Annotated in this window: 11 protein-coding genes; 5 read left to right on the top strand and 6 right to left on the bottom strand. The window is 64.1% G+C overall.

All coding sequences use genetic code 11. The annotated features are described in order from the left end of the window. Positions 1 to 16: 16 nt before the first annotated feature. Positions 17 to 559 (bottom strand): helix-turn-helix domain-containing protein, encoded by a 543-nt coding sequence (locus AC04SG_RS21415; protein WP_488552713.1) that lies wholly within the window; start codon positions 557 to 559, stop codon positions 17 to 19. A 283-nt stretch (positions 560 to 842) separates the two neighbouring features. Here AC04SG_RS21415 and AC04SG_RS21410 point away from each other — a divergent pair, with 283 nt between their 5' ends. Next, entirely contained in the window at positions 843 to 1,547 is a 705-nt protein-coding gene (locus AC04SG_RS21410; protein WP_192257567.1) for a nitroreductase, read from the top strand. 14 nt (positions 1,548 to 1,561) lie between these two features. Here AC04SG_RS21410 and AC04SG_RS21405 read toward each other — a convergent pair whose 3' ends face one another. The 5 genes from AC04SG_RS21405 to AC04SG_RS21385 all read right to left on the bottom strand — a co-directional run bounded on the left by AC04SG_RS21405 (position 1,562) and on the right by AC04SG_RS21385 (position 8,319). After that, the gene (locus tag AC04SG_RS21405; protein ID WP_488552680.1) at positions 1,562 to 3,004 is read right to left on the bottom strand and encodes an MFS transporter; all 1,443 of its coding nucleotides are present in this window, start codon (positions 3,002 to 3,004) and stop codon (positions 1,562 to 1,564) included. Between the two features lie 158 nt (positions 3,005 to 3,162). Continuing rightward, positions 3,163 to 3,765, bottom strand: a complete 603-nt coding sequence (locus tag AC04SG_RS21400) for a sarcosine oxidase subunit gamma (protein WP_488552679.1) — start codon at positions 3,763 to 3,765, stop codon at positions 3,163 to 3,165. Next, positions 3,758 to 6,754: a sarcosine oxidase subunit alpha gene (locus AC04SG_RS21395; protein WP_488552678.1), complete on the bottom strand. Its 2,997-nt coding sequence runs from the start codon at positions 6,752 to 6,754 to the stop codon at positions 3,758 to 3,760. Before AC04SG_RS21395 ends, AC04SG_RS21400 begins: the two co-directional genes overlap by 8 nt. Then, complete coding sequence (locus AC04SG_RS21390; RefSeq protein ID WP_488552677.1) at positions 6,751 to 7,047, bottom strand: sarcosine oxidase subunit delta; 297 nt, start codon at positions 7,045 to 7,047, stop codon at positions 6,751 to 6,753. Before AC04SG_RS21390 ends, AC04SG_RS21395 begins: the two co-directional genes overlap by 4 nt. Before the next feature lie 12 nt (positions 7,048 to 7,059). Further along, on the bottom strand, positions 7,060 to 8,319 hold the full coding sequence (locus AC04SG_RS21385) for a sarcosine oxidase subunit beta (RefSeq protein ID WP_488552676.1): 1,260 nt from the start codon (positions 8,317 to 8,319) through the stop codon (positions 7,060 to 7,062). A gap of 297 nt (positions 8,320 to 8,616) precedes the next feature. On the opposite strand from AC04SG_RS21385, the gene AC04SG_RS21380 reads away from it, so the two are divergent. The 4 genes from AC04SG_RS21380 (at position 8,617) to AC04SG_RS21365 (ending at position 14,518) form a co-directional block, all read left to right on the top strand. After that, positions 8,617 to 11,106 carry a mechanosensitive ion channel family protein gene (locus AC04SG_RS21380; protein ID WP_488552675.1) on the top strand — a complete coding sequence of 830 codons (2,490 nt, stop codon included), beginning with the start codon at positions 8,617 to 8,619 and terminating at the stop codon, positions 11,104 to 11,106. 145 nt (positions 11,107 to 11,251) lie between these two features. After that, complete coding sequence (locus AC04SG_RS21375; protein ID WP_112565226.1) at positions 11,252 to 11,515, top strand: hypothetical protein; 264 nt, start codon at positions 11,252 to 11,254, stop codon at positions 11,513 to 11,515. A gap of 207 nt (positions 11,516 to 11,722) precedes the next feature. Then, positions 11,723 to 13,156 (top strand): UbiA family prenyltransferase, encoded by a 1,434-nt coding sequence (locus AC04SG_RS21370; protein ID WP_488552674.1) that lies wholly within the window; start codon positions 11,723 to 11,725, stop codon positions 13,154 to 13,156. Positions 13,157 to 13,159: 3 nt separating this feature from the next. Beyond that, positions 13,160 to 14,518 (top strand): FAD-binding oxidoreductase, encoded by a 1,359-nt coding sequence (locus AC04SG_RS21365; RefSeq protein ID WP_488552673.1) that lies wholly within the window; start codon positions 13,160 to 13,162, stop codon positions 14,516 to 14,518. Positions 14,519 to 14,537 lie beyond the last annotated feature (19 nt).

The following is a 14,537-nucleotide window of genomic DNA, read 5'->3' as shown; positions in this document are numbered from 1 at the left end:
CTTCTCCCAGTTCAATTCAATATACGGGCGGGGAAACCACCCAGATGACCACGGCCGGCTCGCTGCCGGGATTGCGCCAGCGGTACGGCTTGCGCTCGAAGCGGAAGGAATCGCCTTCGCCGAGCCGATGCCAGACGCCCGCGATCTCGATCTCGAAAATGCCCGAAGCGATATAGCCAGCTTCCTCGGTCGGTCGCAGCTGTTCAGTCTTCAGCTCCGCGCCCGGCGCGAAGATCGAGCGCACCATCTCGAAACTACCGCCGAGATCGGGTGACAGAAGCTCCTCCACCAAGCCAGTTTCGCTTGTGCCAAGCGTGCGCCGGCTGCCGGCGCGCACGACGACGCCGCGCTCCTTCTCGATCGGCACGTCGTGGCTGAAGAACAGGCTGAGCGGCACGCCGAACAGGTCGGCGAAGGCTCTGAGGTCGCCGAGCGAAGGGATCGACAGGCCGCGCTCGACCTGGCTGACCCAGCCGACGGAGCGGTCGAGCTCCAGCGCGATCTCGGCCAGCGTCAGCCCACGCGCCTTGCGCAGCGCACGGATATCGCTCGCCAGCAGGCGTTCGTCGGGTCCCTGCAATGTTTTGGCGATAGCTGGGGACAAAACGCTCACTTTATGAAAATTCCGGAGTGAATTTCATGAGAGCCCACGCCCGTGAAAAAATCAAGGGGATTTTCATGGAGCCACAAGATTTGCTTGCGCGATTTTGACGGTTCATGCAAAGGCTCGGCCACGAACGGCTGATGTGGGGACGCCGGGTCGGCGACCAAGGTTTGGAATCTGCGCAATGTGTTCCCTGAAAGCCGTTTCGGCTTTCCGGGTATGCGCAAAGGGACGGCCCATGCTGGAAAAAAACGCCCAAATCGCGCAGGACGCGGCTGTTGTCGACGAGGCGATCCTGTCGCGCCGTTCGGTGCGTGCCTTCCTGCCCGACATGGTCGACGACGAGACGATCCGCGCCATTCTCTCCGTCGCCGCGCGCGCGCCTTCCGGCACCAACATGCAGCCCTGGCGGGTCTATGTGGTCAAGGGCGAGATCAAGCAGCAGATATCAGATGCCATCCTCAACTCCGGTATCCGCGCCGAAAAGGCCGATTGGGACGAGTATCGCTATTATCCCACCCAGTTCTTCGAACCTTATCTGACCCGCCGGCGCGCCAACGGTTTCGGGCTCTACGGGGCGCTTGGCATCGGTCGCCGCGAGGTCGACAAGATGCGCGCCCAGCACGACCGCAACTTCGTCTTCTTCGATGCGCCGGTCGGCATGATCTTCACCATCGACCGGCGGCTGAACCAGGGTTCGTGGATCGATTATGGGATGTTCCTGCAGAACATCATGGTGGCGGCGCGGGGCAGGGGCCTGCACACCTGCCCACAGGCAGCCTTCGCGCCCTATCACCGGCAGATCCGGCCGGTGCTCAACATTCCCGACGAGGAGATCGTCGTCTGCGGCATGGCGCTCGGCCATGAGGACACGTCCAAGCCCGAAAACGACTTCCGCACCGACCGCGTGCCGCTGGAAGAGTGGGTGACGTTCAGCGAATAGGGCGGGTCTTAGTTCTATTCCACGGTCACCTGCGCGCCGTGACCGCTGACATGGGCGCCGTCCTGCGGCGTCAGCTTGAGATAGGCGATCAGCGCGCACAGCGTGATGACGCCCTCGACCACGAACAGGATGCGGAAATCGTTGGTCACGGCAGGCCCGGCGCCGGCCAGGAAGGACAGCAGCGCAGCTGCCAGACCGACGCTGATTGCCACCGCCAGCTGCCACAGAATGTAGTAGAGCGCGCTGAAGCGGGCGAGCTGGTCGGGCGCAATGTCGGAATAGGCGAGATTGCCGGTCGACGCCCACTGCGCCGAGCGCAGGACACCGAAGGCGAAGATATAGGCGAGCACGATCCAGACCGGTGTGGTGGCCTCTATCAAGGCGAAGCCGGCAACCATGGCGGCAACGATCGGCGTGTTGACGACCAGCACGCGGCGAAAGCCGAAGCGGTTGAGCAGGCGCGGCATGAAGACACGCATGATCAGCGATCCGATTGCGGCAACGAAGGTCAGCGATCCCGCCTGCACCGCGCTCATGCCGAAGCCGAGCTGGAACATCAGCGGCAGCAGGAAGACGACGGAACTTAAACCGATCGTGTCCAGCCCGCCGCCGGTGAGGAAGGAGATGCGGAAGGTGCGGATGCGCAGGAGCTTCAGGTCAAGCAATGGGTTGCGGGCACGCAGGCAGTAGAAGGAGGCAAGCGTCAGGATGACGATCGCCAGCGCCAACTCGGCCGCGATCATGCTGCCGGATGCATCTTTCGCAGCAAGTGAGTCCATGCCGAAGACCAGCAGCACCATGCCGCTGCCGACCAGCAGGAAGCCTGAAAAATCGAACGGCGTGCGCACCGGTTTGGTGACCGTAGGGAACAGCGACGCGGCAAGGACGGCTGCCGCCAGCGCGAACGGCACGTTGATGAAGAAGATCCAGCGCCAGGAGATGTAGGTGGTCAGCGCGCCGCCGACGAGCGGGCCGACCAAGGGGCCGGACTGGCCGGCCAGCGAGATATACATGTTGATCTTCAGCGTGCGGCTGCGCGGGAAGGTCGACAGAATGACGACCTGGCCGAGCGTGCCCATCAAGGCACCGCCGAACCCTTGCAGGGCGCGGGCGCCGACCAGCGTCCAGATGTCGTTGGACAGCCCGCAGAGCGCCGATGACGCAGCGAACACCAGCAAGGCAAAGCAGTAGACATTGCGCAGGCCGAAGCGGTCGGCGGCCCAGCCGCCGAGCGGCATCGAGATGATCAGGCTGGCGACATAGACGGTGATCAGCAGGCCGAGCTGGCTCGGCGGGCGGCCGAGGCTTTCACTGATGCCGGGCAGCGCGGTGACCACGACATTCTGGTCGAGGCTGGTCATGAACACGCCGCAGGCGACCGTCAGCGGCAGCAGGAGCAAGGCTCTGGCCGACACATCGGCGCGATCCGTGGCGCCGGCGGATAGTTCTGCGGTCATGGGGATGTTCGAACCAAACGACGATGCCGACCCTGAGACGGGATCTTTTGACCCCTTGGACCGGTTGGACGGCCACATCTTCCATCATGGGCGTCTGCAGCAGGATTCTCTAGCGGCAGAACCGGCTGGCCTTGATGCCAGGACGGCTATTCGGCCACCTACTGCACTTCGTAGCCGACTTCCTCACTGGCGTGACAAAGCGCCCTCCAGAACGAACGGGCGAAGGAGCGGAAGACATAGATGTCGAACTGGTCGGCGCCGGTGCGCTGGATCTGGGCGAAGATATCGTGATGGGTGGTTGAGCGGCCGGCGCCGGTGGGGAAGGCGGGCAAAGCGAAGTCAATGGCGAAGAATTTCGCCAGCACCCATTCGGCCTTCGGCCCGGCGATGCGGATGGCGGTGCGGCCATGCGACAGGTCGGTGACGGTGCTGATGGCCGGGGTGACGGCCTTGGAAAAGGCCGAAGCCAGGCCCTCGGCATCGTCAACGACCGTGAACTTTCCCGGCGCGAAGCCGAATACGGCCTTGCCGTCCCTGGCAACGCCGCCGCCGGCGCCATCGGGCAGCGCGAGGCCGGTGACCTTGCGGATCGCATCGATCAGCTGCTTCTCCGCGCCCGGCCATGCGGCAAGCTGCAGGATCGAGCCCGGCCGGGTCTCGGTCAGGATGACATCGACGCCGTGTTCGAAATTGCCGTGCGAACCCGGATGGAATACCGGCTCGAGCGGCGAAAGGCGTTCGGGTGATTGACGCTTAGCCATGCATGCGGCTCCCGTCCGGGTCGTAGAAGTGGTTGGAGACGATCTCGACCGGCCCGAAACGCTTGCGCAGCGGATCGGAGACGAACGCACGGGTCCCATGCCTCGCCTTGCCGCCCTCGACCAGGGCCAGCGCGATATGCTTGCCAAGTGCCGGCGAATAGCAGCAGGCGGTGATGTGGCCGAGCGAATCGTGCGGATTGGTCTCGTCCAGCTCCGCCACGATGTGGGCGCCGCCGTTAAGCGGCAGGTTGTCGAGCGAGACCAGGCCGACCAGCTGCAGCCGGTCGGGCGCGATCAGGCCTTCGCGGTCCATCATCGCCGAGCCGATGAACGGCTTCTTCTTCGATAGCATCCAGTCGAGATGCAGGTCGCGCGCCGTGGTGCGGCCGTCGATCTCGGCGCCGGTGACGTGGCCTTTTTCGATACGCATCGTGCCCAGCGCCTCCAGCCCGTAGGTGACCAGGCCGAACGGCTTGCCGGCTTCGATCAAGGCTTCCCAGACATGTGTGCCGTAGCCTGCGCCGGAATAGACCTCGAAGGCCATCTCGCCGGAGAACGACAGCCGGCAAATCATCACCGGAACGCCGGCAATCTGTCCATGCACAATGCCCATGAAGGGCAGGGTTGTGTTGTCGACGGCAGTGCCGGTGACGCAGGCGGCGAGGATGGCTCGCGCTTTCGGTCCGCCGATCGCGGCACCTGCCCATTCGTCGGTCACCGAGGTGACGTGCACCTTCAGCTCCGGCCAGATGACGTCGAGGAAATATTCCAGATGCTGCATCACCTTGCCGGCGTTCGCCGTGGTGGTGGTCATCAGGAAATCCTGTTCGCCGAGCCGCCATGTGGTGCCGTCGTCGAAGGCCAGCCCATCCTCGCGCAGCATCAGCCCGTAGCGGGCCTTGCCGACGGCAAGCGTCGAAAACATGTTGGTGTAGACGCGGTCGAGGAATTCCGCCGCATCCGGTCCCTGCACGGCGATCTTGCCCAGCGTCGAGACGTCGACGATGCCTGCGCTTTCGCGCGTGGCCTTGGCTTCACGAACATAGGCCTGCTCGATCGTCTCGCCGGCAAGGCCGTAGATCATCGGCCGGAACCAGAGACCGGCCGAATACATGGTCGCGCCATTGGCGAGGTGCCAGTCATGCATCGGCGTCAGCCGCTCGGGCTTCAGATCGCCGAAACGTTCGGCGGCGAGCGAGCCGATCGACACCGCCGAATAGGGCGGGCGGAAGCGTGTCGTGCCGACTTCGGGGATCGGTTTACCCAACGCCTCGGCCATGATGGCGAGACCGGGCACATTGGAGTTCTTGCCCTGGTCGGTCGCCATGCCGAGCGTGGTGTAGCGCTTCAAATGCTCGACCGAGACAAAGCCTTCGCGATGCGCCAGCCGCACGTCCTCGGCGGTGACGTCATGCTGGAAGTCGACAAAGCTTTTGCCTTTCGCCCTGATCTCGAACACCGGCGCCGGATCGGGATCCCCAGGGGCTGCTTCGACATCGGGCAAGGCTGCCGGCGCGCTTGCGCCGCCTGCCGAGGACAGGCCGGCGGCGCGGCCCTCAGTGATGGCTTCGACGGTCGAAAAGCTGCCATTGAAAGCGCCCGCACCGATCCAGCGCTGCTGCGTCGGCTTCGGTGGCAGGAAGGCCTGGCGGTCGGCGTTCCATTCTGCCCTGGCGCCAGCCTGGCTGGCGAGATGGATCGTCGGCGACCAGCCGCCCGACATCAGCAGGCAATCGGCGTGGATGCTGCGGGCGTCGCCGCTGAGCAAGCCGGAGTTCACGTCGAAGCGCTGTACCTTGAGGCCGGAGAGCGCCTTGCCGCCCTCGGTGGCGACCACGGCGTGGCCAGAGAGGATTTCAGCTTCGGCCTCGGTGGCGAGGCTTCGCATCTCAGAGGAAAGCTCGGGGCGCACGTCGACGATGGCGACAATGGCCGCGCCGGCCTTCTTCAGCGCCAGCGCCGAGCGATAGGCGCTGTCATTGTTGGTGAACAGCGCGATCCTGTCGCCGGCCAGCACGCCATAGTCATTGGCATAGCGCTCGGCCGCATGCGCCAGCATGACGCCCGGCCGGTCATTGCCTGGAAACACCAGCGGCCGCTCAAACGAGCCGGTGGCCAGCACCACCGTTTTGGCGCGGATGGCCCAGTAGCGATGGCGCGGTTCGCCCTTGCCAGGCACTTCCTTGTGATCGGTGACGCGCTCGAGCGCGGCCAGCGTGTTGCCGTCATAATAGCCCCACACCGTGGTGCGCGGCAGCAGGCGGACCGTGTCGTGGCCTTCGAGCTGGCTGACGGTGCGCGCCGCCCAGTCGGCGGCCGGCGCGCCGTCGATAGTCTCGCCGGACCAGTTTGCCGAGCCGCCAAAACGCGGCTCGAGCTCGGCCAGGATGACGCGCGCGCCCTGATCGGCAGCCGTCTTTGCGGCCGACAGGCCGGCCGGGCCGGAGCCGACCACCAGCACGTCGCAAAACGCATTCATCCGCTCGTAGCGCGAAGTGTCGGCGGCAATGCCGGCCTTGCCGAGACCCGCGGCGCGGCGGATGAAATGCTCGCAGAACATCCAGAAACGGGTGCCTTTCAGCGGACCGAAAACCGGCCCCATGAAGGTCTTGTAGTAGAAGCCGGCGGCCAAGATCTTGCCGCCAAGCTGGTTGATGGCGTTGACGTCCCAGGCGAGCGAGGGAAAGCGGTTCTGGCTGACAGCCACCAGCCCGTCATAGATCTCGACCATGGTCGCGGCGATGTTGGGCTCGCGCACTTCGCCGCGCAGCACCGTCACCAGTGCGTTCGGCTCCTCGACGCCCGCCGACAGCAGGCCGCGCGGGCGGTGGTATTTGAACGAGCGCCCGAACAGCGTAACGCCGTTAGCAAGCAAGGCCGAGGCCAGCGTGTCGCCGGCATGGCCGGTGTAGGGCACGCCGTCGAAGGTGAAGCGGAGGGTGCGCAGCCGGTCGATGCGGCCGCCGGTCTCGATGCGGCGCGGGCTCACGACTTGCCCCCCGCCTTGTGCCGGGCGGCGGCATTGTGGTCGCCGCGTACGAAACCGGTGCTGGAAATCTCATGCGTGACCGTGTTGCGCACCATTCTCAGATGCGTGCGGCAGCCGCCGGAATGCTGCCAGATCTCATTGTGGTCGCCAGCCGGGTTCAGCCGGTCGTAGACATAGGCGTTCCAGGCGTCGAGGTCCTGCGAGTTGGGCTGCGGGCGCTCGCGGTTGCCGTCGCCCTGATAGGTGAACTCGATGACGTCGCGCGGGCCGCAATAGGGGCAGGTGATCAGCATCTTGTTCTTTCCCTAGTGCAGCCGAGGCGTCGCGCCCTGGCCCTTGTCGTCTATGACGAGGCCACGGTGGAAGCGGTCGAGCGTGAAGGGCGCGTTGAAGTCATGCGGCTCGTCCTTGGCGATGGTGTATGCAAAGCACCAGCCCGAAGCCGGCGTCGCCTTGAAGCCGCCATAGCACCAGCCGCAATTGAGATACATGCCCGGCAGCGGCCCGGCGGTGATGATCGGCGAACCGTCCATCGACATGTCGCAGACGCCGCCCCACGAGCGCAGCATGCGCACGCGGGCAAGGCCGGGAAACAGCGCCAGCATCTCGCTCATCACCTCGTCGACGATCGGCAGGTTGCCGCGCTGGGCGTAGCTGTTGTAGCCGTCGATGTCGCCGCCATAGACGAGGCCGCCCTTGTCGGACTGGGACATATAGAAATGGCCCATGCCGAAGGTCAGCACCGTGTCGATGAAGGGCTTTAGCGATTCGGTGACGAAGGCCTGCAGCACATGGCTCTCGATCGGCATTCTGTCGACGCCGGCAAGCTGCATCACCCGTCCGGTGCTGCCTGCAACCGCCACGGCGACCTTCTTGCCGCGGATTTCGCCGCGCGTCGTTTGCACGCCGGTGATGCGGTCGCCGTCGCGCAGGAAGCCGCTGACCTCGCAATTCTCGATGATGTCGACGCCGCGCCGGTCGGCGCCGCGTGCATAGCCCCAGGCAACCGCATCATGGCGAGCGGTGCCGGCGCGCGGTTGCATCAGGCCGCCGACGATGGGAAAGCGCGCCGAGGCCGAAACGTCCAGCGCCGGCACCAGCCGCTTGATCTCGGCGGTGCTCATCAACTCGGCGTCGACGCCGAGATGGCGCATAGCGTTGCCGCGCCGTGCATAGTCATCGAACTGGGCAGGCGTATGGGCCAGGTTCAGGCAGCCGCGCTGCGAGAACATGACGTTGTAGTTGAGGTCGTGTGACAGGTTCTCCCACATCTTCATCGAATGTTCGTAGAAGCGGGTGTTGGAGGGCAGCAGGTAGTTGGAGCGCACCGCCGTGGTGTTGCGGCCGACATTGCCGGAGCCTAGCCAGCCCTTCTCCAGCACCGCGACATTGGTGATGCCGTGTTCCTTGGCCAGATAGTAGGCCGTCGACAGGCCATGGCCGCCACCGCCGATGATGATGACATCATAGGAGGCCTTGGGCTCCGGTTTGCGCCAGGCCGGCTTCCAGTCCTGGTTTCCCTTGAGCGCGTTCGTAAGAAGCGAAAGGGCTGAATATTCCGCCATTCTTCATGCCATCCCTAGAGCATGATGCCGAAAAGTGTGAAGCGGTTTTCGGACGACATCATGCTCTATATCTTTGATTTTTAGAGCCGGATGACTTCAGGTCGAACAGACCTGAAGTCATCCGGCTCGGGTGCGATGCGGCAGACTATAGAGCAGGCGGCGGGCGCAAAGCCAAGATTGCGCCATGGCTTTTCGACTGGCCGACGCCGCGATGCGACGGCTTGCCCCACGATATGGCCGTCTTTATCAAGGACAGGCGCTTTGAATGCCTTTGCCGCCCGTGAGTCGCCAATAGTCATGCTTTTGAGATTGCTTCGCCTCATTTTGGCTTTCACGCTGATCATTTCGGCGTCGCCTTCGTTCGAGGCGATGGCGCAGGCGCTGGGCCAGGGCTCCGCCGGCTTGATCACCGATCAGCAGAAGGTCATCCAGGGCCTGACGGCCAAGACCGACGATCTCGAGAAGAAAATACAGCAGGACGGCGAGGATGATGCCGCCCTCGTCGATATCCGTCTGCAGCTGGAGGATCTGTCGCGGGCGGCGCTGACCAGTGCGCTGGCGTTCCGTTCGCGGCTCACCGACATCAACAATCGCATCGAGGTGCTAGGTCCGCCGCCGGCGGCGGGCCAGCCGCAGGAGCCCGACATCGTGACCGGCGAGCGCCAGGCGCTGGCGTCGGAAAAGGCCGAGATCAACGCGGTTGTCGCCAGCGCTCAGAACCTGTCGATCCGCATCAGCGGGCTGATCGACAAGATCGGCAATATGCGCAGCGAACTGTTCCGCAACCTGCTGACCAAGCGCTATGTGCTGTCCGACGTGCTGAGCCCGCAGGTTTTTTCCGACGCCCGCGACGAATACGCCAACCTTTTCAGGGCGGTGTCGTCCTGGCTCACCTTTGCCTTCAAGTTCAAGTTCAAGGCGATGCTCGCGGCGACCTTCATGTCGTTGGGGCTGGCCGCGATATTGTTCATCGGCGGGCGCCGCCTGTTCGGGCGTATCTTCGAAGCCGATCCATCGGTCGAGGACCCCACCTATCTCAGCCGCCTGTCGGTGGCGTTCTGGTCGACCTTGCTGCCGACGCTGGCGGTCGGCGCCTTTCTCGCTTCGACGGTCTTCCTGTACAATTATAACAATGTGCTGCGCGGCGACATCGGCCTCTTCCTCAACGCGCTGGCTGGCGTCATCGCCGTCGTTTTCTGCGTCAACCGCCTGACCAATGCGGCGCTGGAACCGCGGCAGCCGAACTGGCGCCTGATCCAGGTTGAGACCGGCCCGGCGCGTTGGCTGGTCCGGCTGACGACAGCCATGGCGATTGTCATCGGCGTCCACTATTTCCTGGCGGTGGTCAACGACAGTATGGGCTCGCCGCTTTCGCTGACGGTCGCGAGAAGTTTTGTCGCCGCCATCATCGTCGGCGTCATCCTGATCCTGATGGCGCTGCTGAGGCCGTACAAGGGCTCCGACGGAAGCTGGCGGCCATGGCCGACCTGGCTGCGCTATACCGCCATCGTGCTCGGCCTGGCCACCATTGTGGCAGCGCTGTTCGGCTATATCGGCCTGGCCATCTTCGTTTCGGTCCAGGTCGTGGTCACCGGCACCATCCTGGTCACCGCCTATATCGGCTTCCTGTCGGCGCGCGAGATCGGCGAGGAGGGCGGTTTCGCCGGCACCTCGATCGGGCGCTGGCTGTCGGCCAATGCCAGCTACGAGGACACCGCGCTCGACCAGCTCGGCCTGGTGGTCAGCGTCGCCATCAATCTGATGATCGTGCTGGTGTTCCTGCCGCTGATCCTGTTTATGTGGGGGTTCCAGCCCGGCGACATCCAGGCCTGGGCCTACAAGCTGGCAACAGGCATCACCATCGGCTCGGTGACGATTTCGGTCACCGGCATCCTCAGCGGCATCGTCGTTTTCATCATCGGCTATTTCCTGACCCGCTGGTTCCAGGGCTGGCTCGACGGCTCGGTGATGGCGCGCGGCAAGGTCGATACCGGCGTGCGCAATTCGATCCGGCTGGCGGTCGGTTATGCCGGCGTCGCGGTCGCCTGTCTGGTCGGTATCTCGGCGGCGGGCATCGATCTCTCCAACCTGGCGCTTGTTGCCGGTGCACTTTCCCTCGGTATCGGTTTTGGCCTGCAGAATGTCGTGTCCAACTTCGTGTCCGGCCTGATCCTGCTCGCCGAGCGGCCTTTCAAGGTCGGTGACTGGATCGTCGCCGGCGACACCTCAGGCACGGTCAAGAAGATCAGCGTGCGCGCCACCGAGATCGAGACCTTCCAGCGGCAGTCGGTGATCCTGCCCAACTCGAACCTGATCAACAACGCCGTCGGCAACTGGACGCACCGCAACAAGCTGGGGCGTGTGGAGATCAAGGTCGGCGTCGCCTATGGCAGCGACGTCAAGCGGGTGCACGCCATCCTCTTGGAGATTGCGCGCGGCCATCCGCTGGTGCTGAAGAACCCGGAGCCCTTCGTGCTGTTCACCAATTTCGGTGCGGCGGCACTCGAGTTCGAGATCCGCGTGTTTCTTGCCGATGTGCTGAACGGGGCCATCGTGCAGAACGATATCCGCTTTGCCGTGCTCGATGCTTTTGACGCCGAACATATCGAAATCCCCTCGACGCCGCGCGCCGAAGTCAAGGTCAAGCAGACCGAGGCATGGCCGCTCGACGACGACAAGATCGAAGTCGAATTTGCCGAGAAGGAGCAGGCGGAGGCCGAAGCCGCCGCCGAGAAGGCGCGCCTGGCCAAATCAGGCCGCAAGGCGCGCAAACCCGATCCCAGCTAGGGCCCGGGCTTCCTCCCAAACCAATTGCGGCATGAATGCGGCATTCAGTTGCGGTTCAGCTTGCATCTCATATAAGCTCACATGCAAAGGCGAGAATGCCTTGCGAAATGCAACAGAGGCGGTGTGGAAACACCGATATTGCAAAATGTGGAAGTCGCTCGTCGTCGCCATCGCTCTTACCGCAGCGAATGGCTCGGCCTTTGCCGCCAGCGCGGTCAACAAGGACGCTGAGACCCGTACGCTGATTGTGACGGAAGGCGGCGGCAAGACGGAGCTGGCGCTGGCCGCCGGCGAAACAGTGGAATTCTGCCCCAACGGCTGTTTCGTCACCTTACCCAATGGTGACCTCGAGGCCTTGACCGGCTCGGAAACGGTCGAAATTTCGGGTGGCGTTGCCCGCATCAAGTAAAGTCGGCGGGCAGCTCTTGCAAAGGCCGGGCAATGCCCGGCCTTTTATTGTTCCTGGTAGTGATTGCTTAACAATGACGCGGGAAATATCGTCGCGCCTACCGGCTGCAACCAGGCGTTTTAACGTTCACTACGCCGTTCCACCGCTATACCCTTGCGAAGACGCCGAAACACGGCGCGACGGGTTTATGAGCAGGACAGGACAGACATGGATGCGCGGTCGGACAAGAACGCAATCCCACTTGCGGTCGACCTCGACGGCACGCTGATTGCGACCGACCTTTTGTGGGAAGGCCTGTTCATCCTTCTCAAGAAGAATCCGCTCTATATCTTCCTGGTTCCGTTCTGGCTGGCCGCCGGCCCGGCGCGGCTGAAGCAAGCCATCGCCGACCGCATCGACATCGATCCGGCCTCGCTGCCCTATCGCGAAGCGCTGCTGGAGCGCCTGCGCGCCGACCATGTGGACGGCCGCAAGATCGTGCTGGCGACAGGAACGCCACGCAAGTTCGCCGAGGCGATCGCCGCCCATCTGGGCATCTTCGACTATGTGCTGGCGACCGACGGTCCACACAACATGACCTCAGGCCGCAAGCGCGACGCGCTCATCGCCGCCTATGGCGATGGCGGTTTCGACTATGCCGGCAACAGCCGTCACGATCTCAAGGTTTTCGAAGCAGCGCGCGACGCCATCGTCGTGGCGCCCGACCGCCACGCGAAGCGCTGGCAGGCCGCGCATAGCGCCGAAATGGTGCCGGCGCCAAAAAGGACATTGAAGACATTCGTCAAGATGCTGCGGATGCATCAGTGGCTGAAGAATTCGCTGATCGCGGTGCCGATGGTGCTGTCGCACGAATACTTCAACGCCAACATGATCTGGCAATGCATGCTGGCGTTCGTCTCCTTCAGTGCGGTGGCTTCGGCGATCTACATCCTCAACGATTTCTTCGACCTTGCGCTCGACCGCAAGCACCCGACCAAACGCAACCGGCCGTTCGCCAGCGGCGCGCTGTCGATCCCGTTCGGCCTCGGCGCGATGGCCGGCCTGTTGGCGATCGGCATTGCAGCTGGGTTGCTGTTGCCGATCGAGTTCCTGGGTGTGCTCGCCGGCTACATTGTGGTGACCACGGCCTATTCGCTGTCGTTCAAGCGCATGCTTCTGGTCGACGTGCTGACGCTGGCCGGCCTCTACACGGTGCGCGTGCTGGCGGGCGCCGCGGCAACCGGCGTCGAGGTCTCGTTCTGGCTGCTCGCCTTCTCGATTTTCTTCTTCCTGTCGCTGGCGCTGGTGAAGCGCTATGTCGAACTGCGCACCACGGCCATTCCGGTGGGCGAGCGTATTGCAGGCCGCGGCTACCGCATCGAAGACCAGGACATCGTCGCCCAGGCCGGCATGGCGTCGGCCTTCTCCTCGGCGCTGGTGCTGGCGCTCTATATGGACAGCGCCGCCGTGCGCGAACTCTATCCGCATCCCTGGCTGGTCTGGCCGCTGGCGCCGATCGTGCTCTATTTGACCATGCGCGTCTGGATCCTGGCGCGCCGCGACGAGATGAATGACGATCCGGTCGTCTTCATCATCCGCGACTGGCGCAGCCAGATCATCGTGGCTATCGGCGCGGCACTGCTGGTCGCCGGAGGCTGGTAGAGCATGGCGGGCGAACGGTTCCAGAGTTTCGGCCGCGCCACGCCGGCCGCAAAGCGGACCATCGCGGCCGATACGGCTGTCGAACTGATGAAAAGCGGCAAGGCAAAGGCAAACGGCTTGCTCGCCTATGGCAACGGTCGCTCCTACGGTGATTCCTGCCAGAACGAGCCAGGCGCGGTCGTCGACATGCGGCCGCTGAACCGTATCGGCGCCTTCGACGCCGAGACCGGCCTGCTCGAGGCCGAAGCCGGCGTGCTCCTGTCCGACATCATTGCGCACGCCGCACCCTACGGCTTCTTTCCGGCGGTGGTTCCCGGTACCCAGTTCGTCACCCTTGGCGGCGCCATCGCCAACGACGTCCACGGCAAGAACCATCACCGGCGCGGCACCTTTGGTTGCCATGTCGAATCGCTGACGCTGCTGCGCTCGGACGGGCGGACCTACATTTGCTCGGCAACGGACAATGCCCGGCTGTTTGCGGCGACGATCGGCGGCATGGGGCTGACTGGCCTGATCCTGTCGGCCTCGATCCGGCTGATGCGGGTGCCTTCTCTCGACATCGTCGAGACGGCAGCGCGATTTGCCGACCTCGGTGAATTCTTCGAACTGGCCGAGGCCGCCGACCAGGCCAATGAATATGCCGTCGCCTGGATCGACCAGCTTGCCGGCGGCCATGGCCGCGGGCGCGGCCTGTTGTTGTCGGGCAATCACGCCGAGCAAGGCTCGCATGCGGCGTCGCGCGCCGGCTCCCGCCTTTCGGTACCGATCCAGCCGCCGTTCAACGTCCTCAACCGGCCGTTCCTGACTGCTTTCAACGCCGCCTATCGGTGGAAGAAAGGGCGCTCGGCGGCGCCGCGCCAAACCGGCTATCAGGGCTTTTTCTTTCCGCTGGACGGCGTCGGTGACTGGAACCGGCTCTATGGCCCCAAAGGTCTCTACCAGCACCAAAGTGTGGTGCCGGAACATGCCGCGCGCCAGACCATGCCGGCGCTGCTCGACGCGGCGCGGCGGGCCGGGCAGGGCTCTTTCCTCACCGTGCTGAAGCGCTTCGGGTCGATCCGCTCGCCGGGTCTGCTGTCGTTCCCGCGGCCAGGCTTTACGCTGACGCTCGATTTCCCCAATGGCGGCAGCAGGACGCTGGCACTGCTTGGCGAACTCGACCGCATCACGGTCGCGGCCGGTGGCGCGGTCAACCCTTACAAGGATGCGCGCATGAGCGTGGAGACTTTCGCCGCCTCCTTCCCGGATTGGCAGCTGTTGGAAGCGCTGCGCGACCCGGCGTTCATGTCCAGTTTCTGGTTGCGGACGGCGAAAAAACTGGAGATGCCAAGGGGACGCGTCGAGGCGGCGGAACAGGTGTAATTCGAACAAATCATGGTAA

The organism is Mesorhizobium sp. CNPSo 4684, from assembly GCF_057784315.1.
The sequence above is the reverse complement of the archived record's forward strand: the minus strand, read 5'-3'. Positions and strand labels throughout refer to the sequence as shown.